General features: G+C 59.7%; 24 protein-coding genes and 1 tRNA gene. 13 read left to right on the forward strand and 12 right to left on the reverse strand.

Annotation, left to right across the window (positions count from 1 at the left end; all coding sequences use genetic code 11):
* Positions 1-49: 49 nt before the first annotated feature.
* Positions 50-655 carry a PHP domain-containing protein gene (locus tag PLO63_10625; GenBank protein ID HOI74592.1) on the reverse strand — a complete coding sequence of 202 codons (606 nt, stop codon included), beginning with the start codon at positions 653-655 and terminating at the stop codon, positions 50-52.
* A 141-nt stretch (positions 656-796) separates the two neighbouring features.
* Positions 797-1399, reverse strand: coding sequence for a TetR/AcrR family transcriptional regulator (locus tag PLO63_10630; protein ID HOI74593.1), 603 nt, complete (start codon positions 1397-1399; stop codon positions 797-799).
* Positions 1400-1546: 147 nt separating this feature from the next.
* Between PLO63_10630 and PLO63_10635 the strand changes: the two genes are divergently transcribed.
* The 7 genes from PLO63_10635 (at position 1547) to PLO63_10665 (ending at position 9065) form a co-directional block, all read left to right on the forward strand.
* Positions 1547-1927 (forward strand): DUF2845 domain-containing protein, encoded by a 381-nt coding sequence (locus tag PLO63_10635; protein HOI74594.1) that lies wholly within the window; start codon positions 1547-1549, stop codon positions 1925-1927.
* Between the two features lie 386 nt (positions 1928-2313).
* Positions 2314-3606 (forward strand): TolC family protein, encoded by a 1293-nt coding sequence (locus PLO63_10640; GenBank protein ID HOI74595.1) that lies wholly within the window; start codon positions 2314-2316, stop codon positions 3604-3606.
* An 11-nt stretch (positions 3607-3617) separates the two neighbouring features.
* Positions 3618-4832, forward strand: coding sequence for an efflux RND transporter periplasmic adaptor subunit (locus PLO63_10645; GenBank protein HOI74596.1), 1215 nt, complete (start codon positions 3618-3620; stop codon positions 4830-4832).
* Positions 4829-5521 (forward strand): ABC transporter ATP-binding protein, encoded by a 693-nt coding sequence (locus PLO63_10650; GenBank protein HOI74597.1) that lies wholly within the window; start codon positions 4829-4831, stop codon positions 5519-5521. Before PLO63_10645 ends, PLO63_10650 begins: the two co-directional genes overlap by 4 nt.
* Positions 5518-6747 carry an ABC transporter permease gene (locus tag PLO63_10655; GenBank protein HOI74598.1) on the forward strand — a complete coding sequence of 410 codons (1230 nt, stop codon included), beginning with the start codon at positions 5518-5520 and terminating at the stop codon, positions 6745-6747. The genes PLO63_10650 and PLO63_10655 overlap by 4 nt, the downstream gene beginning before the upstream one ends.
* 51 nt (positions 6748-6798) lie before the next feature.
* Entirely contained in the window at positions 6799-8433 is a 1635-nt protein-coding gene (locus tag PLO63_10660) for a peptide-binding protein (protein ID HOI74599.1), read from the forward strand.
* Between the two features lie 116 nt (positions 8434-8549).
* Complete coding sequence (locus PLO63_10665; GenBank protein ID HOI74600.1) at positions 8550-9065, forward strand: hypothetical protein; 516 nt, start codon at positions 8550-8552, stop codon at positions 9063-9065.
* Between the two features lie 3 nt (positions 9066-9068).
* Here PLO63_10665 and PLO63_10670 read toward each other — a convergent pair whose 3' ends face one another.
* The 3 genes from PLO63_10670 to PLO63_10680 are packed head-to-tail and all read right to left on the reverse strand — an operon-like array spanning position 9069 to position 12054.
* Complete coding sequence (locus PLO63_10670; protein HOI74601.1) at positions 9069-9713, reverse strand: MBL fold metallo-hydrolase; 645 nt, start codon at positions 9711-9713, stop codon at positions 9069-9071.
* Between the two features lie 41 nt (positions 9714-9754).
* Positions 9755-10327: a hypothetical protein gene (locus PLO63_10675; GenBank protein ID HOI74602.1), complete on the reverse strand. Its 573-nt coding sequence runs from the start codon at positions 10325-10327 to the stop codon at positions 9755-9757.
* A 5-nt stretch (positions 10328-10332) separates the two neighbouring features.
* On the reverse strand, positions 10333-12054 hold the full coding sequence (locus PLO63_10680) for an N-acetylmuramoyl-L-alanine amidase (GenBank protein ID HOI74603.1): 1722 nt from the start codon (positions 12052-12054) through the stop codon (positions 10333-10335).
* 180 nt (positions 12055-12234) lie between these two features.
* On the opposite strand from PLO63_10680, the gene metF reads away from it, so the two are divergent.
* From metF to PLO63_10695, 3 genes are all read left to right on the forward strand, one after another.
* The gene (gene metF, locus PLO63_10685; GenBank protein HOI74604.1) at positions 12235-13152 is read left to right on the forward strand and encodes a methylenetetrahydrofolate reductase [NAD(P)H]; all 918 of its coding nucleotides are present in this window, start codon (positions 12235-12237) and stop codon (positions 13150-13152) included.
* A gap of 284 nt (positions 13153-13436) precedes the next feature.
* Positions 13437-13667 carry a helix-turn-helix transcriptional regulator gene (locus PLO63_10690; protein ID HOI74605.1) on the forward strand — a complete coding sequence of 77 codons (231 nt, stop codon included), beginning with the start codon at positions 13437-13439 and terminating at the stop codon, positions 13665-13667.
* A complete protein-coding gene (locus PLO63_10695; protein ID HOI74606.1) occupies positions 13664-14260 on the forward strand; it encodes a hypothetical protein in 597 nt (198 codons plus the stop codon). Before PLO63_10690 ends, PLO63_10695 begins: the two co-directional genes overlap by 4 nt.
* A gap of 1204 nt (positions 14261-15464) precedes the next feature.
* Here the strand turns inward: PLO63_10695 and PLO63_10700 are convergent.
* A complete protein-coding gene (locus tag PLO63_10700; GenBank protein ID HOI74607.1) occupies positions 15465-15692 on the reverse strand; it encodes a DUF4337 family protein in 228 nt (75 codons plus the stop codon).
* 124 nt (positions 15693-15816) lie between these two features.
* On the opposite strand from PLO63_10700, the gene PLO63_10705 reads away from it, so the two are divergent.
* The 3 genes from PLO63_10705 to PLO63_10715 all read left to right on the forward strand — a co-directional run bounded on the left by PLO63_10705 (position 15817) and on the right by PLO63_10715 (position 18528).
* Positions 15817-15978, forward strand: coding sequence for a hypothetical protein (locus PLO63_10705; GenBank protein HOI74608.1), 162 nt, complete (start codon positions 15817-15819; stop codon positions 15976-15978).
* Positions 15979-16008: 30 nt separating this feature from the next.
* Positions 16009-16085, forward strand: a tRNA-Arg gene (locus tag PLO63_10710).
* Between the two features lie 673 nt (positions 16086-16758).
* Positions 16759-18528 (forward strand): TIGR03768 family metallophosphoesterase, encoded by a 1770-nt coding sequence (locus PLO63_10715; protein ID HOI74609.1) that lies wholly within the window; start codon positions 16759-16761, stop codon positions 18526-18528.
* A 74-nt stretch (positions 18529-18602) separates the two neighbouring features.
* On the opposite strand, the gene PLO63_10720 is transcribed toward PLO63_10715, so the two are convergent.
* The 6 genes from PLO63_10720 to PLO63_10745 form a co-directional block, all read right to left on the reverse strand.
* The gene (locus PLO63_10720) at positions 18603-20153 is read right to left on the reverse strand and encodes a long-chain fatty acid--CoA ligase (protein ID HOI74610.1); all 1551 of its coding nucleotides are present in this window, start codon (positions 20151-20153) and stop codon (positions 18603-18605) included.
* A 234-nt stretch (positions 20154-20387) separates the two neighbouring features.
* Positions 20388-21167: a DUF1295 domain-containing protein gene (locus tag PLO63_10725; GenBank protein ID HOI74611.1), complete on the reverse strand. Its 780-nt coding sequence runs from the start codon at positions 21165-21167 to the stop codon at positions 20388-20390.
* Between the two features lie 62 nt (positions 21168-21229).
* Positions 21230-21982, reverse strand: a complete 753-nt coding sequence (locus PLO63_10730) for a lysophospholipid acyltransferase family protein (GenBank protein HOI74612.1) — start codon at positions 21980-21982, stop codon at positions 21230-21232.
* A 30-nt stretch (positions 21983-22012) separates the two neighbouring features.
* Positions 22013-22417: a DUF2177 family protein gene (locus PLO63_10735; protein ID HOI74613.1), complete on the reverse strand. Its 405-nt coding sequence runs from the start codon at positions 22415-22417 to the stop codon at positions 22013-22015.
* Positions 22418-22583: 166 nt separating this feature from the next.
* Positions 22584-23156, reverse strand: coding sequence for a lipocalin family protein (locus tag PLO63_10740; protein ID HOI74614.1), 573 nt, complete (start codon positions 23154-23156; stop codon positions 22584-22586).
* Between the two features lie 153 nt (positions 23157-23309).
* A complete protein-coding gene (locus PLO63_10745) occupies positions 23310-23837 on the reverse strand; it encodes a hypothetical protein (GenBank protein ID HOI74615.1) in 528 nt (175 codons plus the stop codon).
* Positions 23838-23868: the final 31 nt, after the last annotated feature.

Consider the following 23868-nt stretch of genomic DNA (forward strand, 5'->3'; position numbering starts at 1 on the left):
ATATGGTTCTGAATCGTATCGCGGCGCGGGGTCCGTCCCGGCCGCAGTCTCATGCAAATCGGATCAGCCGCAGGTCCACCGCGGGCTTTCGGCGGGCCTTGTCGCCCGCAAAGCAGTTCATGAACCGCCCCTCCTTGATGGTCCGGATGATTCCGTCCCGGTCCCGGGGGGCCTCCAACTCGATCCATCCGCGCCCGCAGCCCAGGAGGTTGTGGGAATCGTCGGCCGCCACCTTGGGATAGGGGATCTCCGGGATATCGAACTGGGGCGTGTAAAACCCGTGGGTTGTGATCTCCACCGCGTCGATGGGATAGCGCTCCGCCACCTCCGCGATGATGCGGATACAGTCGCGCAGGCCGAGATCGATATCGGCGGGGTGGTTGAAGACATGCAGGACTTCCCTTTCTCCCTCGATCCGGCTGACGTGGACGTATCCCTTGCGGCAGTGCACCGTCAGCTCGATTCCCGTGAAGATCAGCATGTCCGACCGAACCCGGGTGATGGCATCCCCGTAGGAGGGCTTCAGGAGGTGGTCGTGGTCCGTGATGGCGATGAAATCGTAGCCCAGGCGCGCATAGGCATCGGCGACCTCCTGGGGTGTCATGGTCCCGTCGGAGTAGGTTGTATGGGTGTGGAGCTGTCCCTTGAGAATCATAACCGTCCGTCCGATTCCGTCAGGCGCCCGGGCACGGCGCCCCGCCTGCGTCCGCTGGAATGCCGGAATCCGTCTTCCCGTTTCTGCTCCGCTCTGGTCCGCCGGGGATTGGCGCCTCGATGCGTTCGGCGGGAATCCATCTCAGTGCTCTGCTTCCGCCTCGGCCCCATGAAGAAAAACATTTGTCAGGCTCTCGATGATCCGCTTCTCCCTGGACTTGCTCAGGGTCTCATTGCCCAAGATCATGACCGACAGGAACGTGTCGATGGCACCCAGGAAAACATAGGTGAGGTAGTTGGACTGGATGTCGGACCGCAGGGTTCCCCGGGTCTGGCCTTCGCGGATGATGTCTTCACAGAGGTTGAACAGTTTCCGGAACTTGTCCTTTCCCCGGGGACTCGAGTGATAGATGAAGCCCCGGGAGACTTCCGCCACGAAGATGGACATCTGGCTCGGCGTCGCGGTGTAGGCGTTCATCATGAACTTGATGATCTCCACCAGCTTTTCCTTGGTGGCCGCGGTGCTCTTCTTGAGCATCTCCAGCTCGTCGTAGAAGGATTTCCACCAGTTCTCGACGATGGCGTCGAAAAGTTTTTCCTTGTTCTCGAAATAGTGATAGATGAGCCCGTACGAGAGGTTGGCTTCCTTGGCGATATCAGCCATCCGGGCTTCGGCGAATCCTTTCGTGCTGAAGACCTTCAGTGCCGCTTCGACGATGATTTTTTCGCTGGCTACTTTTTCCATGCGCTCCGGTGTAGCAAATGTTGATTGACATGTCAATCGGTATTTGGCGGCCGGGTGTCCGGGGCGTGGACGCTTGGCATGGGTTTTGAGAACGATATGAATATGTTGCGAAATGTGCGGAACAGGATCGAACGGAAGGAGCGAGGGATGAACAAGGGGTTGGCCGTTATGGCCGCGGTGGTGGTCATGTTCTGGTGCGCCGGCGACGCATTCGCCTTTCGGTGCAACGGTGGAAAAGGCCTGGTCAGTACCGGCGACACCAAGACGCGCGTCACGATCGAATGCGGAAAGCCCGACAGTGTCGAGCGTGTGAAATCCGTCACAAGGGGCCGCTTTATCGGAGGCGAAGACCCGCGTACCGGCAGGAGTCACGGCGGAGTCTATGCGGAAGAAACGGTGTCCGTCGAGAAATGGTACTACAACTGCGGAGACAGTGATTTCCTCTACGTTCTGACCTTCGAGGGGGACGTCATGATGGCGGAAGAAACGGCCGGCCGGGGGAAAGGTCCGTCCCGCTGCACATTTTGAGACGGGACGGGGATATCGGCCGATCGCTGCGTTCCGCGACATGTGTTTCCGTCCGGAACGGATACCCGTGGAGCTGTGATTACGCCTTTCGTTTTCTTCGTGCCGTCCATGGCTGAAGCATGCCATGGATATTTTTTATCCATCCGGCCGTGTCGAGCTGGATAGAATGTATCCGGAATCGCATTCCATTGTTCTGCGTTCGCGCTCTTTCCCCATGATTAGCGAATGAATCCGGTATATTGGGAATGACGTCCAGCCGGGCACGGTCCTTGCCAAGCATATGATCCGGGGATGCCTTCCGGATGTCCATAACATGTCAGGCAGCCCCGGCGACTCCCGGGGCTTCGCCTTGACAGCCCCTTTCATCCATAGCATATGGACCGGCCATGAAGAAAAACATCGTACATTTCCTGCTTTCAGCCTTCCTTGTCGTCCTGTTCGTCCCGGCGGCGGTGCATCCGGAAGAGTCGATCCGCCCCGGGGAAACGCTGGATCTGAAGCGCTGCATCGCCATCGCCCTGGAACGGCACCCGAGCATCCTCGGCGCAGCCGGCGGCCTGAAGGCCAGCGAAAGCCGGGTGGGTCAGGCCCGGGCCGGCTACTATCCGCAGGTCAACGCATCGGCGGATTACGACCGCAACTCCGTAGGCGGCACCATGTCCAGAACAGCGGGGACCGTATACGACAGCTATGCCACCGGCGTCAGTGTCAACCAGACCCTTTTCGATTTCTTCAAGACGTCCACCCAGGTGAAGATCCAGCGACTTGGGGCGGATTCCTCCCGGGCCGATCTGGAGCAGGCGATGAGCCAGATCGCCTATGACGTCAAGAAAGCCTATTACGGCCTTCTCCAGGCCCGGCGCCTGAGAGACGCCAACGCGGAGGCCGTGGGCTCCTACCGGCAGCACCTGGCACAGGCAAAAAAATTCTTCGAGGTCGGCCTGAAACCGAAGTTCGACGTGACCAAGGCGGAGGTCGATCTGAGCAACGCACGCCTGAACCTGTTGAAAGCGGAAAACGCCATGAACCTGGCCCGCCTGACCCTGGGGAATGCCATGGGCTTGCCCGGAGCGCCGACGTTCGAGATTCGCGACAGCCTGGCCTTCCAGCCCTACCCGGCCTCGCTCGACGAGGCGCGGAAGAAGGGGGAAGAGCGGAGACCGGACCTGCGGTCGGTCCGGTCGAAGCGGGAGGCGGCGGAGTCTTCCGTCGACCTGGCGAAGAAGGGATACTTTCCCGTTCTGACCGGGAGCGCCGGATACGGATGGTCGGGGGAGGATTTTCCCCTGGAGAGGGGATGGAATGTGGGGGCGACCCTGTCGGTGCCGCTGTTCAGCGGCCTGTCCACGAAGTACCAGACCGACGAGGCCCGGGCAAACCTGGAAGTCCTGAAGGCGAACGAAGACCTTGTCCGCCAGACCGTACAACTGGAGATACAGCAGGCCCTGCTGAACCTTCAGGAGGCCCGGGACCGCATCGCGGTCGCGGAGTTGGAGGTTCGGCAGGCCGCGGAAAACCTTGAACTGGCCCGGGGGCGATACGGCGCCGGCGTGGGAAGCCCCATGGAGGTAACCGACGCCCTGCTGGCGGACATCAACGCCAAAACGGCCCATACGGCGGCCCTTTACGATTACCGGCTTGCCCAGGCAAGCCTGGAGAAGGCGACCGGGGAAAAATGAAAATCGCAGGCATGAACCGAAAGAAGATCCTGATCATGGCCGGCATCGCCGCCCTGATCGCGGCGGCGGCCATCTGGTTTTTCTTCCACAGGAACAGCAGTCCCGCTTTCAAGACGGCCAGGGCCGTCCGCGGTGAGGTTGTGGCTGCCGTCACCGCCACGGGCACGGTCAACGCCGTCACCACGGTGCTGGTGGGAACGCAGGTGTCCGGGACCATCAAGGAGCTCTTCGTAGACTACAACTCGCCGGTGAAGAAGGGTCAGGTTCTTGCCCAGATCGACCCGGTCTCCTTCCAGGCCCAGGTGGACCAGGCGCGGGCGAACCTTCGTCTGGCCGAGGCGAACGTGGAAAAGGCCGAGGCAACCGCCCGGGACACGAAGCGGACCTTCGAACGCAACAAGGAACTCTATACTGCAAACTTCATTGCCCGGAGCGACCTGGACACGGCGGAGACGAATGCCTCGACCGCCGCCGCCTCGCTCAGCGCGGCCCGGGCCCAGGTCCAGCAGAGCCGGGCGGCCCTGACCGCGGCGGAGACCAACCTCCACAACACCCGGATCCTCTCCCCCGTGAACGGAACCGTCATCTCGCGAAGCATCGACATCGGCCAGACCGTGGCGGCGAGCTTCCAGACCCCCACGCTGTTCAACATCGCCCAGGACCTGACCCGGATGCAGATCGACGCGAACGTGGACGAGGCGGACATCGGCAAGATCAAGGTGGGCCAGCAGGTGACGTTCACCGTCGATGCGTATCCGGAGGCCCCCTTCCAGGGCGATGTCTCGGAGGTCCGCAACGCGCCCACGACGGTGCAGAACGTGGTGACCTACGACGCGGTGGTCAAGGTTGCCAACCCGGAGCTGAAGCTCAAGCCGGGCATGACCGCCAACGTTTCCATCATCATCGACCGGCGGACGGAGGCGCTGAAGGTGCCCAATGCGGCTCTCCGTTTCCGGCCCGCCGGCAGGGACGGAAAAGGAGCGTCGTCCGCCGCCGTCCAGGGAAGAGAGGGCAGGGATGGACGGGAAGCAGGGCGGGGGCAGGCGGTGTGGGTCCTCGAGGGCAAAAAGCCGAAGCGCGTTGCCGTCACTGCCGGGATCAGCGACGGCCAGTTCACGGAGATCGTCTCGGGAGACCTGAAGGAAGGCCAGGACGTGATCGTCGAGGCCGCCGGCGCCGGGAACAGCAAGCAGCAGCAGCAGATGAGCCCGAGGTTCTTCCGGTGACGACCCTGATCGAGACGGTCGACCTGATGAAGATCTACGACGTGGGGGACAGCCCCGTCCACGCGCTGGACGGCGTCTCCGTGACGATCGACCGGGGGGAGTTCGTCGCCGTCATGGGGCCGTCCGGCTCCGGCAAGTCCACTTTCATGAACGTCATCGGTTGCCTCGATCGGCCCACCAGCGGCGAATACCGCTTCGACGGCATGGACGTGAGCCGCCTCGATCCCGACGAGCTGGCGGAGATCCGGAACCGGAAGATCGGCTTCGTCTTCCAGGGGTTCAACCTGCTCTCCCGCTCGACGGCCCTGGAGAACGCCGAGCTGCCGATGCTCTACAGCTCCATTCCGGCGGGAGAGAGGAAGAAACGGGCCCTGGATGCCCTCCGGCTGCTGGGCCTCGAGGGACGGGAGCATCACCGGCCGAACCAGCTCTCCGGCGGGCAGCAGCAGCGCGTGGCCATCGCCCGGGCCCTGGTGAACGACGCCCCCATCGTCTTTGCCGACGAGCCGACGGGAAACCTCGATGCCAGGACAAGCGTCGAGATCATGGAGCTCTTCGTCCGGCTCAACCGCGAGTCGGGCATCACCATGGTGGTGGTGACCCACGACCCCGACGTGGCATCCTTCAGCCGGCGGGTTATCCGGTTCCTCGACGGCCGCGTGGTCAGCGACGAGGCGGTGACGACATGATCGGCATCCCGTCCACCCTCAAGATTTCTTTCCGGGCCCTGTGGGTCAACAAGATGCGGTCCTCCCTGACCATGCTGGGCATCATCATCGGTGTGGGGGCCGTCATCGCCATGCTGGCCGTGGGCACCGGGGCGAGCCGGAAGATCTCCCAGCAGATCGCCTCCATCGGGAGCAACCTGATCATCGTGATCCCCGGCAGCATCACCCAGGGCGGGGTGCGCCTGGGAGCGGGAGCCCAGTCCTCCCTGACCCGGGACGACGCCGAGGCGATCCGGAGGGAGTGCCCGGCCGTGCAGGCCGTCTCCTCGGAGATGCGCCGGGCCGCCCAGGTGGTCTTCGGGAACCAGAACTGGGCCACGGCGATCACCGGCGTGGAGCCCGGCATCCTGGAGGTCCGGGACTGGGACCTCGCGAGCGGACGGAACTTCTTCGAACAGGACGTCCGGAACGCCACGAAGGTCTGCCTCCTGGGGCAGACGGTGGCGGACAGCCTCTTCGGCAGCATGGACCCCGTCGGCCAGATCATCCGGATCCGGAAAATTCCCTTCATGGTTGTGGGGATCCTGGATCGGAAGGGCCAGTCGCCCATCGGGCAGGATCAGGACGACGTAATCTACATTCCCATCACGACGGCCCAGAAGAAGGTCTTCGGGACGGCTCACGCCGGGACGATCGGTTCCATCCAGGTGAAGGCCGTCAGCGCCGAGGCCCTCCCCGAGGCGGAGCGGCAGGTGACGGAGCTGCTCCGGCAGCGCCACCGCATCGGCCCGGGACGGGAAGACGATTTCACGGTCCGGAACCTGACCTCCATGCTCCAGGTGGCGGAGCAGTCCACGAGGGTCATGACCCTGCTGCTGGGGGCCATCGCCTCGGTGTCGCTCCTGGTGGGCGGCATCGGCATCATGAACATCATGCTCGTCTCGGTGACGGAGCGCACCCGGGAAATCGGCATCCGCATGGCCGTGGGCGCCAAGGCCCGGGACATCCGGCTGCAGTTCATCATCGAGGCCCTGACCCTCTCCCTCATCGGGGGCGTCGCGGGCATCCTCCTGGGTGTGACCGTGTCCGGAATCCTGTCGTTCCTGGCCGGGTGGTCCACCGAGGTGTCCGTTCTCTCGATCTTCCTGGCCTTTGGCTTTTCGGCCCTCGTGGGCATCTTCTTCGGCTTCTATCCGGCCTACAAGGCCTCCCTGCTCCATCCCATCGACGCCCTGCGGCACGAATAGCGGCAGAATTCCGTTGCAAGGGCCCCGGCCCTTGGGGTACCGTGCCGGGCCATGAAGACCTCCCGGATCCTGATCTTCATCTCCGTTCTGCTCGTACTGGCAGCGGCCTGCTCGCGGCCGGAAGGAGATGAGCGCCGAAAAGGTGCTGCCGACGCCCCTCCCGCCTACGGCGACATCCTGGTGACCGGCTCCATCGGCGACGCCAGCAACCTCATCCCGATCCTTGCCTCCGACAGCGCCTCCCACGATATCGCAGAACTCGTCTTCAACGGCCTCGTCAAGTACGACAAGGACATGAACGTCGTCGGCGACCTGGCCGAGTCCTGGGACATCTCGAAGGACGGGCTGGTCATCACCTTCCACCTGCGGAAAGGCGTGAAGTGGCACGATGGCGCGCCTTTCACGGCGGAGGACGTTCTCTTCACCTACCGCCTCACCATCGATCCGAAGACACCGACGGCCTACGCGGGGGACTTCCTGAAGGTGAAGAAGGCGGAGGTCCTGGATCCGCACACCTTCCGGGTCACCTACGACCGGCCCTTCGCCCCGGCCCTCACGAGTTGGAGCGCCTCGGTTCTTCCCAGGCACCTGCTGGAAGGCAAGGACATCAAGTCCACGCCGCTGGCCCGGAGGCCCGTGGGGACGGGGCCTTACCTCTTCAAGGAGTGGGTGACGGGGCAGAAGCTCGTGCTGGCGTCGAATCCCGATTATTTCGAGGGCCGGCCGTACCTGGACGGCTACATCATGCGGATCATTCCCGACACGGCCACCATGTTCCTGGAGCTCCGGGCCGGCGGGATCGACCGGATGGGCCTCACGCCCCTCCAGTACACCCGGCAGACGGAGAGCACCCTGTTCCGGCGGGACTTCAACAAGTACCGCTACCTCTCCTTTTCCTACACCTACATGGGCTACAACCTGCTGAACCCGATGTTCTCCGACAAGCGGGTCCGCCAGGCCATCGCCTATGCCGTGGACAAGGAGGAGATCATCCGGGGGGTCCTCCTGGGGCTGGGGCGGGAGGCCACGGGACCGTACAAGCCGGGGACCTGGGCCTACAATCCCTACGTCCGGAAGTATCCCTATAATCCGCAGAAGGCACGGGAGCTTCTGGCCGAGGCGGGCTGGCGGGACACCGACGGGGACGGCGTCCTGGACCGGGACGGGAAGCCGTTCACGTTCGAGATCCTGTCCAACCAGGGAAACGAGGTGCGGGGCAAGTGTGCCGAGATCATCCAGCGCCGCCTGGCGGAGGTGGGCATCCACGTGAAGATCCGGGTCGTTGAGTGGGCCGCTTTCGTCAACGACTTCATCAACAAACGCAAGTTCGACGCCACCATCCTGGGCTGGACGATTCCCCTGGATCCGGACATCTACGATGTGTGGCACTCCTCCAAGACGGGGCCCCAGGAGCTGAACTTCGTCTCCTACCGGAATCCCGAGGTGGACGCCCTGATCGAGAAGGGAAGGGGAACTTTCGACCAGAAGGAGCGGAAGAAGGCCTACGATCGCATCCAGGAGATCCTGGCGGAGGAGCAGCCCTATTTGTTCCTGTACGTGCCCGATGCGCTGCCCATCGTTTCGGCCCGTATCCGCGGCATCGAGCCGGCGCCGCTGGGGATCACCTACAATTTCATCAAGTGGCATGTTCCGAAGGAGGAGCAGAAGCTCGTCATGGTCCGGTAAGGACGGGTTCCGGGGCGGCGGGCGGATTTTTCGTTCCCCGAACGTGTCCGGGCCGGCGGGACTCCCGGCAGCAGATCAATCCGGCGGCAAGCCGGTCGACAGGAAGGTATGGAAACATGGCGGAGATCAAGAGCACCATCGATCTGATCATGGAGAGGACGAAGAACCTCTCCCTGTCGGAGGAGGAAAAGACGGCCATCCGGAGGCGGGAGGCCGAGGGGAAGGCCAAGGGGTGGATTCAGCGCTACCGGGACGGAATGGCCACTCTCCGGGACCTGAAGAAGGAATACGCCGAAGAGAAGAAGGAGTTTCCCGAATCGGAGAGGATTTTCCGGTCGGCCCTGCTGGAGCACGTGGAACCCGGGGGAGAGAACGGAGCCGTCTTCGAGCTCATGGAAAAGGTCTTGAAGATGAAGACGGAGCCGGCGCGGGAACTGGCCGAGGCCGGCCGGGAGGACCTGTCCCGGATCGTGCTGGAAGGCCTGGAGGCGGTGCGGGAGGCCCTGCGGCGGAAAGGGGTCTCCGGTGCGGCGGTCATCCCGAATCCCAATCGGGATCAGGCCCTCCTGGAGAGGGTCCGGGAGGAACGATCGGCTTTCCGGAAGCGGCTCCTGAAGCGGCTGGCCGTCTGACGATCAGCGAAGGTAGGGGAACCAGGTCTTCTCGATTTCCTTGAAATTTTTCCGGACGGCGTCGCGGCCGGCGACGATCCCGCCGTGGCCCGTCAGGAGGTATTCCACGTCCAGGGCGGCGAGGCGGCGGATGCTCTGCATCAGGGCCTTCCCACTCCCGCCGGGCATGTCGGTCCTTCCGATTCCCCGGTCGAAGACCACGTCCCCCGTGATCAGCACCTTCTTGTCCGCCCAGTAGAGACAGACCGAGGCGGGCGAGTGGCCCGGAGCCAGGATCACCTGGAGCCGGATGTCCCCGATCATGAGGTCCCCCTCTCCCAGGAAGAAATCCGGCTCCGGAAGCTTCATGTATCCCGCGGCGTACTGATTGAAGAGATCGTATTCCCGCTGGTTCATGGCAAAGAGGGCCGGGGGCGAGAATTCTCCGATCGACTCCAGGTGATCCGGGTGGGCATGGGTGATCAGGACGACGTCGATCCGGTCGCGGGAAAGCCCCGCATCCTTCAGTCCCCGGTCCACGTGGTCCAGCAGGTGCCGGTGGCCCGGATCCACGAGGATATTCTTCTCCCCCTCGAGCAGGTAGGCGTTGCAGTTGTTCTCCGAGTAGCTCTGCCACAGGAAGGCGTGGACGCCTTCGGTCACATTCATGGTCGGTCCTCCGTTCGTTCGTCGCGGGCGCTATAGCACAATCAGAATTCGATTCCCAGGCGGATCCGGGGTTCGACAATCACCCCGACCCCCTCGATGGTCTCCCGGTAGGAGCCGGAGCGAAGCTGGCCCGGAAGGCTCTGAAACCGCTCCCAGCGCCTTGTCTCCGGGGTCTCCCAGGGGGTGAGGCGCTTCAGGTGATCGTCTTCTCCGGGCATGGTGGACAGGGACAGGCGGAAGTTCCCATAGTAGAACTCGTTCCATGTGCTCCCGTTTGTTTTTTCTCCCTGCCCCGGGCCGGTATCGGACGGGGCGGCCCAGAATTTCTCCCGGTCCTGCCAGGATTTGCCGAAGGGGAGAAAGCCGTTTCCTCCCAGGTATCGGCGAAGCTCCTCCCGGACGGCGGCCTCCTCCTTCCGGACCGATTCCCCGCTGCGGACCTCTTCTCCGGCAGACGATGCCGTGGAAGGGCCGGCGAGAACCTCATCCGGCGCCAGGCCCGCGACGATGAATCCGGCGGGCCGGAAATCCGGACGCGACCCGGCGTGTAGAGCCGCGGGCTGCGGGGCCAGCAGCAGGATCAAGAGGACCTGCACGAGCAGCTTCTTCATCATCGCTTTTATCGGCCGGCAGGAGCCGGGACCCGGAGACGCCGGTTTACGTAGAGGGGATCGTCGCGCTGGATCGAATTCAGGGCCATCAGGCTCTCCACGGAGGTGTGATGGCGGCGGGCAATCTCCGTCAGGTTGTCGCCCTTCTTTACCCGGTAATAAATCATTCGTTCGCTCTTGCCCGCCGATGCCTTCTTCGGTTTTTCGTCGGACGCGGCGTCATCGGGATCCGTCCCGTCGGCGGGAATTTTCAGGAGGCGTCCCACAAACAGGGGATCGTCCCGCTTCATGTCGTTGGCCTCCAGGAGGGCCTGGAGCGAGACCTGCCGGTCCCGGGCGATCGATCCGAGCGACTCCCCCCTTTTCACCCGGTAGGTGAGGATGCGCCGCTTCGGTGCCTTCTCCCGGGTCCCCGCCACCTTCTTCGGCGCGACCGCTTCTTCTCCGGAGTCCAGGGCAGGCACCTTGATTTTCAGGCCCCAGAGGAGCGGATCGTCGATCTTCCTGTTGTTGAGCTTCAAGAGGACCGCCAGGGTTGTGCCGTACTTTTTCGCAATTCCGTCGAGGGTTTCACCTCGCTTTACGAGGTGAAGGGCCACGTCCGTCCGTTCACCCCGCCCCCTTTTCACGATCTTCACATCCGGGCCGCCGGTCTCTTCCGTCGGCAGAAACTCGGTGACGGCGTCGGCGATGGCCGCGGCGATCTTCTGCTGGTGCAGGCGGTGCTTGAGGAGCTTCTCCTCCTCCGGGTTAGAGATGTAGGCAGTCTCAACCAGGACGGAAGGAATGTCCGGCAGCTTCAGGACCCGGAAGGGGGCATGCTGCACGGTGGCGAACTTGATGCTTCCCACATGTCCCATGTGATTCAGGACCGTCGAGCCGAAGAGCCGGGACTGGTTGATGGTGTTCGTCTGGAACATGTTGAGCAGGATCGCATCGGTATCTTCGCCGTTCTCTTCCTCCGATACGCCGCCGATGATGTCCGAGAGGTTTTCATTGGTCGCCAGGAGGCGGGCCGCCTCGTTGGAGGCCCCGGTCAGCGACAGGGCGTAGACAGAGCTGCCCCGGGCGTGGGTTCCCTTCACGGCGTCGGCATGGATGCTGACGAAGAGGTCCGCACCGTATTCCTTCGCGATGGTGACGCGCTTACGGAAGGGCACATAGTAGTCGCCGCTCCGGGTCAGGAAGGCCCGGTAGCCCTCCCGGCCGTTCAACTCGTCTCGGAGCTTCCTGCCGATCTGGAGGACCACGTCCTTTTCCTTGGTGCCGTGGCGTCCGATCGCCCCCGGATCGTCTCCTCCGTGGCCGGGATCGATGATGACGATTCGGTCCCTCCGATCCTTCTTCACGGCCCGGCGGGTCTCGCTCTCCTTCTTTTCCAGGGCGGGCAGCCGGAGGTCCACCACCACCCGCTCGGGCCGGTCCTGGAAACGCTTCAGACGGAACACGTTCGACTCGGCACCCTCCGGGAGATGGAGCTCCGCCCGGAGGGCGTTCCCGGGGCCCCGTCCCAGGACGATCTTTTCAATGGCCGGCTTGTTCATTTCGAAGGAAGAGGGGAGGGAGTCCCGCGGGGTGGCATTCTGGAAATCGATGAAAACCCGGCCGGCTTCCTTGTGTACGGTGAAGACGATTCCATCGCTCACGTCAAAGACGACCCGGGTCTGGTCCGGGGCCGTCCAGTGGCGGACGTTCTGGATTTCCGCTCCCGCAAAAGCCGGGGCGGACATGAGCAAAATCAGGGGAATGACCGCCATGGCGGCCCGCAAAAGCGGACAGATCCTGGAATACAACACCGACATGAAGGCGATGTACCAGCATTGACCAGGAAAATCAACCGGTTTCACGAAATGTGGTTGACAAGGAACGGCCGAAATGACATGAATACCGGCCTTTAACGGAGCCTCGATATGGAAATCAAGAAAATCCTGAAGGAAAACCGATTCTGCCTCTCCTTCGAGGTATTTCCGCCCAAGCGGGAGGGAAACCTGGAGAGCCTGTTCTCGACGATCGGGGAACTGGGCACGTTCGATCCCCACTTCATCTCCGTCACCTATGGCGCGGGCGGAAGCACCCGCGACAAGACCCTGGAGATCGCCTCGAAGGTGAAAAACGACTTCCAGCGGGAAGTGCTGGGGCACCTGACCTGCGTCGAGGCCACCCGGGACGACATTGCCCGGACGCTGGACGCCTTCCGCGAGCGGAACATCGAGAACATCCTTGCCCTCCGGGGAGATCCGCCGGCGGGACAGGAGACATTCACACCCACCCCCGGGGGCTTCCACTTCGCCAGCGACCTGGTGGAGTTCATCCACCGGGGGTGGCCCTTCTGCATCGGCGTGGCGGGATATCCCGAGGGCCATCCCGAAGCGGCCTCTTTCGACGACGACCTGAAAAACCTCAAGAAGAAGATTGATGCCGGGGCGGATTTCATCGTTACCCAGCTCTTCTTCAACAACGAGTTTTTCTTTCGTTTCCGCGACCGCGCCCGGGCCATGAAGATCCAGGTCCCCATCCTGCCGGGGCTGTGGCCCATCCTGAACTACAACCAGATCAAGCGGATCGTCGGCCTCTGCGGCGCCACGATTCCCTCCGGCCTGGGCGATAAGCTGGACCGCGTCATGGAGCGGCCCGGGGAGGTCGAGAAGTACGGCCTGGAGCATGCCGTCCGGCAGGCCGAGGAGCTGATCCGGAGTGGTGTCGACGGCCTGCACATCTACTGCATGAACCGGAGCGAGCCCGTCAGGGCCATCCTGGGGGCCGTGAGCATCCCACGGGGAAGGGCGGAAGATCCGGGAGCGGCGGAGGCCGGGCGGATCCGGTCCTGACGAACATTCCCGGAATATTCACGAAGACGGAATCAGGCGGCGGGAAGATTCCCTGAAACTTCCCGGCACCTGGTGAGACAGACCGTTCGAAAGCGGGCGATCGGCCCGGACGGTACAGGCGTCGACCGACGGATTCAATCCGGGTCGACGCTTTTTTTTGCCCTGCAGAAAGATCCGTAAACGCGTCTCGGAGGAAGAATCAGATGTGTAAGTAAAATAAACTTGACAATATGTAAAATAGAGTATACTAACGCCCATCACGATCAAGACCAAGGAAACCCGGGATGCCGAAATCTCTGCCGCAGTTGAAAATTGTGAATCGCCTGCATGTTCTGCGGGCGGAGCGCCGGATCACCCAGGAGCAGCTTGCAAGGGAGGTCGGTGTGACGAGGGCGACGATCATCGCGATCGAGGGAGGGGGGTACAATCCGTCCCTTGAACTGGCGTTTCGCATCGCCCGGTATTTTCAGACGGACATAAACTTGATTTTCCAGATTGCTGAGGAGGAGAAATGAAACGGTTCGATACAATCCTGCTGAAGGTCTTTCTATATGGGCTTCCCGTCGGCGTCGTATTCGCCGTTTTCGGCTATTGCTACAGCCAGGGTTTGCTGGATCGGAACAGCAGTCTTGCCGGACTTGTGAATTCGCTTTCCGGATTGTTCATTGCGGCCTGGATGGCGATTTCCCTTTATCTTTGTTTTCGGTTGATGGTCTCCGAGACCCTGAGAGATCAGGTGATCTCCAGGATCACCTTCATGAGAGAGCGGGACGAGCGCGAAGCCGTCCTGACGGGAAGGGCAACCAGAACCACGTTTCTGATCACGCTGGCCATGTTGTTTTTCCTGTTTTTCCTCTCCTGTGTTCAGGTGTCGGTTTACCGCGTCCCACCCGAGCAGGCTGTTGACGGCAAGACGGGGATGATCAGCCTGGGTGTTGGTTTCCATCTGCTCGAACAGGATAAAGAGGTTCAGGTATCAGGAACGCTCCAGCGGGAAAACATCTTTCTGTACAATGGATTGCCTGTTTCAAGCGAGGCGCTCATCCTGCTCTTGATCGCGCTGCAGATCGGTTCCTATAATGATTCGATGCGTCGGCTCATGAAATGATCGCCCGAAATGCGGACCGGTCCTTCCACTCTCCTGCCGGCATAGAAACACGATTTTACCGGCACGCATAAAATTTTGGGAAGAGGTGATTCAGGAGAAAAGGGTGATTGGACAGGATGTCCAGAGAAGGGAAAGCCCGCACCATGCGGGAACATGATCCGGGCTCCGCTTTGTCAAGCGTGTTTCCCTGTCGCGTTCAACCTCTGGATTAGGTGATTTTCTAACATACAAAGCTTCAAAAGGGAACGGAAATATTTAAGCATGTTTAAGATCCGAAAGATCAACAGGGAGTTCTGCGGGAGGAGATGACAGACAGGACATAAAAAGCGAAAGCCCGGTCCATGTTCCCGCATGGCCGGGCTCTCTAAATCTCGTTCCAGAGTTTTCGAACGCATAACAGGGAAGAGATGAACTCCTGGAACGGACCTGCGTGCATTATGCAAAAAAAGATACATCTGTCAATACGGGTTTTCCGTACGTAAATGAGTTTTCTGTGAATTTACAATGTTAAGTGGATCAGAGAACTACGTTCAAGCCGGAGATCTTCGTCTCCAACCGGAACCGGAAAAAGGGGTCAACGGTTCTTCATTGACATAGAATCAATAAATGCAAGGCATTCGGCATCCGGTCATTCAGCGGGACTGCAGGGGGGAATCCGCCGATCTTTTCGCCTTTGCCTTCCGATACACCATTGGGAGCACGATTCGGCACAGGAATTTCCTCCAGCCGGATAGTGAGTGAGCGTGACCGGAAAGGCTGCGGCCGCATTGACTGCATTCCGATGCATACCAAGAAAACGGAGTGCTGCATTCGGAGCAGGACCAGCGCTTCTTTTGCGTATCCAGCCAATGGACGGCGCCGTCACGTTGAATGGATTTGAGGTTGGGTACGGCCTCGCGGGCATGGGGGAGGAACTTGGCGGAGGACTGCCACGCCCTGTACGTCCTGCAGGGATAATCGCCACAGTCGATGCAGTGTGCAATCCCTTTGTCCCGGGCACAGCGGCGCAGGCTGCACATGCTGCAACCAGCGTATACGACGTCCGATTTGCACCCGCCGCAGACAAGATCCGCACTGGGCACGCTTCCGAGACAGGCGGCCAATCCGTCCGCACGACCGGTTTGGCCGAACATGGCGATCGAACAGGCGCTGCAGTAGAGCCCGCAATACGTATCCGGGTTGAAAGGATTCATATAACCCCAATTCAGAACAGGTGAACCGCCATTGACGCGAACAGGCCGATGGCGCCAAGAATCAAGGCAACCACTCCCAGACCTCCCGATATCCAGATCAGGGCGGCCACACCCGTGATGATTTCCGCCGAGGCCATGACGATGGTGATCTGCAGTGCCGCAGAGGATAGTTCATAATAGTGGCAAGCGGCCATGACACGCAAGCGGTTCTGCACGGCCGCTTTGGCACGGACGTACACATTCCATGCGTCCCTCCCTGAGGTGAAATCCCCGGACCTCAATGCCGAGACTCGCGACGGCGGGATCCTGAATCGGAGACCGGGCGGCTGGAACCCGAAAGACCGGGGCATTCCCGGAAAACTCATGAAGGACGAGGAGATCCGCGGCATTGCCGCGAATAAGCGGTTGACAACGGTTCTGAAAAATGGCAAAAGCGGTTCCTTCTTTGAACACGTCCAGCCGGAGAAGGAGTCCCGGGAGGGCTCGACACCGGCGGATGATCGGCGCTTCGGACGACCGGCATGAGCGGTTGCCGCGAGCGGCCGTAACAATACAGGGCGATTAGCTCAGGTGGATAGAGCGTTGGTCTCCGGAACCAAAGGCCCCGCGTTCGAGTCGCGGATCGCCCACCATAAAAATCGCGGACTTGGCGGAGGAGGGCAGGGAATCAGAAAGGCAAAAATCGGGATTTGTGACAAAATGTGACAGTCCGGTTTCTTGCTCCCCCGAACCGTCAGGTTTCGCGTTCACATCAAGGGCGGTCAGCTTGTTCAGCAGGTTGACCGCCTTTTTCTTGTGCTCTTGGCTAAGATGTACGTAGCGGAGGGGCATGCTCATCGTCTTGTGCCCAAGAATCTCCTGGACATCCTTCAGGCTGGCACCGGCCATAATAAGTTGACTGGCAGCCGTTGCCGTAGGTCATGGAATCGGAAATCATGTATCCCGGCCTCTTGCAGGGCCTTGCGATATGACTTCTTGATGTCTTTGATCGGCTCGATCCTGTTGTTAACAGCCAATTTGCAGACGTTCGTGTTAACGATGTCGTTTCCTTTTTCCGCTTCTTCTCTTTTCCAGATGATGGGTCATAGATAAAGACGTGCTCAGGGCAGGTCAACCTATTATCGCACGGCGGAATACCCGGGAGAGGCGTTTTCGATTGGAAAAGACATCAAGAAGAAATCGAAGTGAGTTAAAATTGATAGCTTACGATTCAGAAGCTCAGTTATAAATATGTAAAAAATATACAACTCCAGCGACATACGTGTTAAGAACAGACACGATATTTCATCGAAAAGGAGCATGATCATGAAATCCCAGTATCAAAGCACAAAGCTGGGTTTGGTCTTGTTGTCGGGTCTGCTGATTTTCTCTTTATTCGGATGCCTGCCATGTCTCGTTAAAAAACAAACTCAGTACGCGGGCTACCCGATTGCAGCCGACGTGCAAACCACGGTTCAAAGGACGATTGTGCCCGGCCCCGCGCCGACGACTGCGATCAATCTCTGGGAAATTTCCAAATATGATGCACAAGGCTATGGAAACTGGACCTACGGTCCGGGGCTTGCCTTCGACCGGCGGCACGATCTGATGCCGGCGGGTTACAGCGGCGCCTCTGTCGTAAAAAAAACAAAACTTGTGCATTTCTTTACCTTCTCGGACATCCATATCACTGATAAAGAATCGCCCAATCAGTTGATCTATCTTCAACGCCTGCATCCGAATTTGCCTGTAGGGGCATCTCTGTATTCCGGGATCATGCTCTACACCACGCATGTGCTTGATGCCGCTATTCAGACCGCAAATGTGCTGCACAGGCAAAACCCCATCGACTTCGGACTGTCGCTGGGCGATACCTGCAACACCACGCAGTACAATGAAACACGCTGGTATATCGATGTCATCGACGGCAAGATTATCACTCCCAGCTCAGGCGCGCATCTGGGGGTCGACACCATCGAATATCAGAAACCATACAAGGCGGCGGGACTGGATAAGACGATCCCCTGGTATCAGACGCTCGGCAACCACGATCATTTCTGGATGGGGTCCATCCCCGTGGACTACAGCCTTCGCAAAGATCTTCGGCAATCTTATACGACCGATGAAGTTTTCGCGACGGGCGATGTGCTTCGTGACCCCCGGAATATTAACAGCCGCAATTATTACATGGGTGTACTCGACGGTTCGACGCCTTACGGCGACATTATCCATGCCGGGCCCGTCGGGGATTTCAAAAGTCCGCCGAAAGTTGCCGCCGATCCTAACCGCCGTTCACTTTTAAGAACCGAGTGGATGGGTGAATTTTTTAAAACGTCTTCCCATCCGGTCGGTCACGGTTTCGATCCGATGGACGCCCGGAAGGGCTTTGCCTGTTACAGCTTTGTTCCCAAGCCGGATATTCCGCTGAAGGTGATTGTCCTGGACAATACGCAAAACGAAGATAGTGGCTCTGTCGATATCCACGGACACGGCTTTTTGGATCAGGCTCGCTGGACCTGGCTTAAAAAGGAACTTGCTGATGGCAGCGCGGCGGGACAGCTTATGATTATTGCCGCACATATCCCGATCGATGTCGAAGTCACCGCACCCCATTCCGAAATGGGCTGGTGGACCGATCCGAAAAATGCCGTCACCCTGCCAGAGCTGATTGCAGAACTGCACAGTCATCCGAACCTGATTCTGTGGCTTGCCGGTCATCGTCACTTCAATACCGTGAAAGCCTTTATCTCGCCAGATCCAACTCAGCCGGAAAAAGGGTTCTGGCAGGTCGAGACCCCGTCGCTTAGGGACTTTCCTCAGCAATTTCGAACGTTCGAAATTTATTTCAACAACGACGGGACGCTTTCCATTGTGACCACCAATGTTGATCCGGCGGTGAGGGAAGGATCACCTGCTGCGACCTCGCGCAAATACGCCATTGCGACCGCGCAGATTGTCAAAACATGGGATACGACAACAAAATGGAATCCAACGAAAGATCCCACGATTAAGCCTATGCCGACCGGTTCATACAACGCTGAGCTTGTCATCCCCTTAAGCCCGGCTATGCAAGCCGCATTACAAAGAAATAGATAATTGATCCTGTTCTGGCGCCCTTATCACAGGTTCCAGAACAGGATCAATTACCTAAATTTGTACTTGTTTTTGCCTTACTGCTTTCTCGGCTCCTCCAGCAGGACCTTCCGCAGGGTCATCTTCTCCAGTTTGCCCGTCACCGTCTTAGGCAGAGTTTCGAAGAAACGGATGTACTTCGGCACTTTGTATGAGGCCATGTTCTTCCGGCAGAACAGGATGACATCCTCTTCGGTAGTTGTATTTCCCGGCTTCAGGGCCAGGCAGGCCACAACCTCCTCTCCCTTGACCAGATCCGGAATGCCGACCACCTGAACCTCGGCAATGGCCGGATGGGTATAGAGGACGTCCTCGAGTTCTTTCGGATAGATATTGAAGGCCGAGCGGTTGATCATGTCGTTCTTGCGGTCCCGGATATAATAATAACCGTCCTCGTCAAAGCTGACCATGTCGCCCGTGTAGAGCCACCCGTCCCGGAGGCTTTTTGCCGTCGCCTCCGGCTTGTTCCAGTACCCCTTCATGACGTTGGGTCCCTGGATGATCAGCTCGCCCGCCTCTCCGACGGCCACGGGCTTGCCGTCGTCGTTGACAACGCCGACTTTGATTTCCGGGACAATGGGAACCCCGCAGGACATCGTTTTCTGCACGCCCTTTCCGGGAAGCGGGTTCATGAACACCACGGGCGCCGCCTCGGTGAGGCCGTACCCCTCGCTCAATGGCGTGAACTTTGCGTTCCAGGCCTGGAGGATCGGCTCGGGCGTCACCGCCGCTCCGGTCACGCAGTACCGCAAGCGGATCTTCCGGGCGTATTCATCCACGTTGGGATGGTTCACCAGCGCGTAATACATCGTGGCCACGCAATGGCAGGCCGTTGCCCGATGACGGGCCATGGCATCCAGGAAGGACGTCGGATCGAAGCGCTTCAGCCAGGCCACCGCCCCGCCCTCGATGAAGAGCTCGCCCACCACGTGTGTGAGGGCGTAGGAATGGAAAAGCGGGAGGGCACAGACGGTGAGGTCGTTGTACGTTGTCTCCGCCCAGTCCGCGCAATGCCGCGCGTTGGTCCAGAGGTTCAGATGGGTCAGCATAACGCCCTTCGGCTGTCCCGTCGTTCCGGATGTATAGAGGATGGCGGCGAGATCGTCCTGTTCGACGGGAATCGCATGGAAGACCGGAGGGTATCGCTTCACCCACTTTTCGTTGGCCAACATTCCGTCTTCGTCTTTCCCGTTGACGACGATCATCTTCCGGATTCCTATCCCGGGCTGTCCGTAAACGTGGCGCGGAACCGCCGCCAGCTCTTCCGCGGTAACAAGGACCTTCGGAGTGCAGTCCCGAATCACGTATTCCAGCTCCCTCTCCTTGAGCATGGTATTGATCGGATTGACGACGGCCCCCATCTTCAGGGCTCCGAAATACCAGAACAGGAACTCCGGGCAGTTCGGAAGAAAGAGCGACACCCGGTCTCCCTTCTCCACGCCCAGATCCACAAGGCCGTTGGCGATCCGGTTGGCTTCGGCGTCAAGTTCTCTGAACGTCCAGCGCTCCTCTTCGAAGATCAAAGCCACTTTCCCGGGGTGGGCATGTACGGAATTCTCCAGATAGCTCGCTACATTGACTCCCTTCATGATTGTCTCCTCCTTTTTTTCGCTCTATGAATGCCGACTCGCCCGCCGATTGGGGGGTGCCCTTACGTAACAGAAACCAGGCTCTGAGTGATATATGAATGTGGGGCGAATCGGGCGAGGATGGGCTGCCAGGGAGATAGATCATGGGGAAGGTGACATTTTTATCCTTTACTGGCTCTGCCCAGGGGTCCGTCTTTGGAACCAGGGGTGCCGGCCTGGCGATCCCTCTTGAGTTCAAGAGTCTTTTGGAAACCAGGGAATGAATACGCTGGTCCTCCTCCTGTATTCTGCAAAAGAAGGATTGCTCTCCATCAGCTTTTCCGTCATGGGTATGCCCGAGACAAAGACGATCAGGAGCGTGATCGTTGCAGGGCCGAAAATGGAGACCCATCCCCAGGGAACAGACAGGGCAAGCGTGTAAATGCCCCACCACATGACCACCTCACCGAAATAATTGGGGTGCCTCGAATAGCGCCACAGACCGCGGTCCATAATGATTCCCCTGTTGCCGGGATCCCTCATGAAACGGTCCAATTGCCAGTCCGAGACCGCTTCAAAATAAAATCCCACAAGCCAGACCAGCACGCCGAATCCGTCCAGTAGCGTCAGGGCAGCCGCATCGCCCGCATTGATGAAGAGAACGGGGGATAGGTTCAGAAGCATCAGGAATCCCTGCAGCATGAATACCTGGAAATAGCTCCGCACGATAAAGGAACGGCCCCATTCTTCCCTCCAGCGGCGGTATCGAACGTCTTCCCCCTTCCCGCGGTTTCGCAAATAAATGCGGATGGAAAGCCTCACGCCCCAGATCAGCACCAGCACGTTGGCGATCAGATGCCGATTCGTGAACTCACCGAAGAACAGGAGCGTCGTCCAGGATACAAGGACAAAACCCATGCCCCACGCCACGTCCGCGATGCTGTTGTCACGGTGTTTCAAGGCCACGAAAAAGAGTGCGGTCATGTAGAGAAAGACAGACAAGGCCGCGAACCGGATGGTTTCTGCAATTTCCATTTTCGTTTCCTTCTGCACAAGGCCGAGGGCGATGCCGTTTCACGGGCTGCAGGGAAGCAACATCATGCCTCGAACCTGGCATGGCGGTCGATCCCCCGCTGGATGACGCCCCTCACATCCCGGATGAAATCATCAAGGCGGTCTTCCCCGTATTCGTCGCCGGGCAAGGGTTTGTGGACGACCAGCGTGACGCGGCCGGGAAAAAGATCCAGCGTTCCGGGTGGCAGGATGTGCCTCGTGCCGACGATGGTGACCGGAAGCACCGGGATTCCGAGGGCCAAAGACATGGCAAAGGCGCCTTTTCTGAACTCCCGCAGTTTGCCGTCGCGGCTTCTCGTCCCCTCGGGAAGCATGATCACGGAAACGCCGTTCTTCAGGATTTTGCCTGCACCTGCCAGGCTTTCGTGGGCAGACCTCCGGTCGCTCCGGTCGATGTAGATGTTTCCGCCCAGCTTTCCGGCAAGGCCGAACAGAGGGATCCTACGCAGTTCCTTCTTGATGACCCAGCGGGCATCAACGCCCAGATAACCCCAGAGAACGAAAATGTCATAGGAGCTCTGGTGATTGGCAACGACCACATAGGACTGGCCTTTCCGGATGTTCTCCCTGCCGACGAGGGTGACCCGCATGGGGGTCATGAAACCGTTGAATCGAGCCCATCCGCGGCCGGCGATGCGATTGGCGGCATCCGGACCGAAGAGGGCGATGATCGGCATGCCCAGGAGGAGGAAGGCGACCGTCGAGGTGACGAAAAGGGGCAGGTAAACGAGCCACTTGTAGGGCTGGTACAGGATGCGGAGGACGTTTCCGTTCATCGAGAGGCTCTCCTCCGGAGGACGCGAAGCTCAGGCCATGACCCACTTGCCGATGAAGAAACTTGCCGCGGCAACGGTGGCGGTGAGCACCATGCCCCAGGCAATGTCCACGAACACGACGTTGAGAGGCCAGTCCTTCAACGTCGCCAGGTTGGTAAGGTCATACGTCGCATAGGTGAAAAGGCCGAACAGACCTCCCGACACGATCGCCTGTCGCAGGGAGCTCTTTTCGAGGGCCGGCATGGTCGCAAAGATCAGGATGCCCGCGATGTACAGGAGGTAAAAGAGAAAGGCTGCCGCCCAGTTGACGTCCGGGCGAAGAAGATGACCCAGGTTGCTGCGGTAGAAGCCCCTGGCCACGAAACCCAGCCAGACCATGTCGATTGCAAAGAACACGGGCACCGTCAGCAGGTAGAGACAGATCAGGTTCTTCATCGCTTTCCCTCCGTTCCGGGCTTTGAAATACCCATGATATGCGGCAGGAAACGCAGAAAACCACCGCATCCGGATTGTTCGGTCGTTCGGGGTTTCTCGGACCTGTATGCTTATGTTGAGCGAGCCGGCATTCGGTGCCTATTGGAACAGCATATGTGTACCCGGGTCATCTGCCGGTATGCGGCCAGCGCTGCGGCACTTTCTTCAGCTTGTCGATATCGTAACCCTGAAGGGACACCTCTTTCACAAGCTTCCTGTAATCCTCATCGGGGATCGCCGGCGTCCGCGCCATGATCCACACGTAATCCCGTTTGTTGCGGCTGATGATTGTCCGTGTGTATCCTTCGTCAAGATAAGTAATCAAATATTCCGCTTTGATAGGCCACAAGAACTGCATCCCCCAAACGGCGTTGCTCACCTTGTCGAGAATGAAACCCCGTGGCCTGTATGTCTTAATCGGGCCATCAAATGAATTTTGTCGGAATGTAAAGGTTGTGGCAATGGTTCCGTCCGAATCGAGCCGATAGCTCTCCACGGCGTTGTGAGCCCTTTTTTCGATCATGGTTGGAATGCTCGCGATGACATACCAGTCGCCCATGAAACGGTTGATGTCAACGCAGGCAACTATCTTGATCGGCGCGAGTTTGGCACTGCAACCCGAGAGAAGGATTGCCGCCAGGAATGTGCTGATGATTTTCTTGGCAATGGACATCGCCACAGTGTGATGGTATCTTCCCATGACCATCCTCGTCAGTGATTGTCGGCGCATTATCTTCACTGGTGTATCCGGCTCGATTGCCGGCGGAATATGCTGTTTCCGGAAAAAGAAGAGAATGAAGGATCAGAAGAACGATCCTGATCTACCGCTGAGTCGGATTCCCTCCCGTCCGGATCACGGTTCTTCCAGGCAGACCTTCCAGCCGCCCTTTTCAAGGACCAGGTGGAAGGAGGTTGTGCCGGTCCGCGTGGGGACCGTTTCCCGACGATACTTGTCCAGGTAGTGACTGATCTTTCGGCACACGAAGATGTGGGCTTCCAGGTTGTCTCCAGGCAGGCCGTCCGTTTCCGCGTCCAGCATCGCTTCGTGCAGCAGCCCCGCGTAATCCGGCGCCGTGACGGAGGCGACGGCCGTCGCCCGGCCGTTTTCCGTCTCCGCCGTCTCGATGGTGAAGGAGACGCTGGGGGCGATCAGACCGGCGACCAGTCCGCTCCCCAGGGAGCGGCGCGCCCTGTACTCGGCCTGGGACTCCCGGGTGCGATCGGCCGCGGAGAGGAGTTGGTATGCCTCTTCCGTGCGACCGCTGATGAGGGCGTTCAGGTAATTGGCCAGGGTCTCCCCGGCTGTCGCATCCCTCCCCCTCCTGACGAGGAGGACGGTGAACAGCGCAAGCATCGTCGCCAGAATGACCAGTGACAGCATGGATCACCTCGCCTGTCTGCTGCGGGAAACA

It is taken from the genome of Syntrophales bacterium, from assembly GCA_035363115.1.
Taxonomy (GTDB): Bacteria; Desulfobacterota; Syntrophia; order Syntrophales; family PHBD01; genus PHBD01.

Bases quoted from the DNA above. Each gene is read 5' to 3' on its own strand.
- PLO63_10715 (HOI74609.1), top strand. From the start codon at position 16,759: ATGAAATCCCAGTATCAAAGCACAAAGCTGGGTTTGGTCTTGTTGTCG.
- PLO63_10680 (HOI74603.1), bottom strand. From the start codon at position 12,054: ATGTCCGCCCCGGCTTTTGCGGGAGCGGAAATCCAGAACGTCCGCCAC.
- PLO63_10665 (HOI74600.1), top strand. From the start codon at position 8,550: ATGGCGGAGATCAAGAGCACCATCGATCTGATCATGGAGAGGACGAAG.
- PLO63_10725 (HOI74611.1), bottom strand. From the start codon at position 21,167: ATGGAAATTGCAGAAACCATCCGGTTCGCGGCCTTGTCTGTCTTTCTC.
- PLO63_10635 (HOI74594.1), top strand. From the start codon at position 1,547: ATGAACAAGGGGTTGGCCGTTATGGCCGCGGTGGTGGTCATGTTCTGG.
- PLO63_10625 (HOI74592.1), bottom strand. From the start codon at position 655: ATGATTCTCAAGGGACAGCTCCACACCCATACAACCTACTCCGACGGG.
- metF (HOI74604.1), top strand. From the start codon at position 12,235: ATGGAAATCAAGAAAATCCTGAAGGAAAACCGATTCTGCCTCTCCTTC.
- PLO63_10645 (HOI74596.1), top strand. From the start codon at position 3,618: ATGAACCGAAAGAAGATCCTGATCATGGCCGGCATCGCCGCCCTGATC.
- PLO63_10660 (HOI74599.1), top strand. From the start codon at position 6,799: ATGAAGACCTCCCGGATCCTGATCTTCATCTCCGTTCTGCTCGTACTG.
- PLO63_10695 (HOI74606.1), top strand. From the start codon at position 13,664: ATGAAACGGTTCGATACAATCCTGCTGAAGGTCTTTCTATATGGGCTT.
- PLO63_10730 (HOI74612.1), bottom strand. From the start codon at position 21,982: ATGAACGGAAACGTCCTCCGCATCCTGTACCAGCCCTACAAGTGGCTC.
- PLO63_10745 (HOI74615.1), bottom strand. From the start codon at position 23,837: ATGCTGTCACTGGTCATTCTGGCGACGATGCTTGCGCTGTTCACCGTC.
- PLO63_10675 (HOI74602.1), bottom strand. From the start codon at position 10,327: ATGATGAAGAAGCTGCTCGTGCAGGTCCTCTTGATCCTGCTGCTGGCC.
- PLO63_10740 (HOI74614.1), bottom strand. From the start codon at position 23,156: ATGGGAAGATACCATCACACTGTGGCGATGTCCATTGCCAAGAAAATC.
- PLO63_10705 (HOI74608.1), top strand. From the start codon at position 15,817: ATGAAGGACGAGGAGATCCGCGGCATTGCCGCGAATAAGCGGTTGACA.
- PLO63_10690 (HOI74605.1), top strand. From the start codon at position 13,437: ATGCCGAAATCTCTGCCGCAGTTGAAAATTGTGAATCGCCTGCATGTT.
- PLO63_10655 (HOI74598.1), top strand. From the start codon at position 5,518: ATGATCGGCATCCCGTCCACCCTCAAGATTTCTTTCCGGGCCCTGTGG.
- PLO63_10670 (HOI74601.1), bottom strand. From the start codon at position 9,713: ATGAATGTGACCGAAGGCGTCCACGCCTTCCTGTGGCAGAGCTACTCG.
- PLO63_10630 (HOI74593.1), bottom strand. From the start codon at position 1,399: ATGGAAAAAGTAGCCAGCGAAAAAATCATCGTCGAAGCGGCACTGAAG.
- PLO63_10640 (HOI74595.1), top strand. From the start codon at position 2,314: ATGAAGAAAAACATCGTACATTTCCTGCTTTCAGCCTTCCTTGTCGTC.
- PLO63_10720 (HOI74610.1), bottom strand. From the start codon at position 20,153: ATGAAGGGAGTCAATGTAGCGAGCTATCTGGAGAATTCCGTACATGCC.
- PLO63_10735 (HOI74613.1), bottom strand. From the start codon at position 22,417: ATGAAGAACCTGATCTGTCTCTACCTGCTGACGGTGCCCGTGTTCTTT.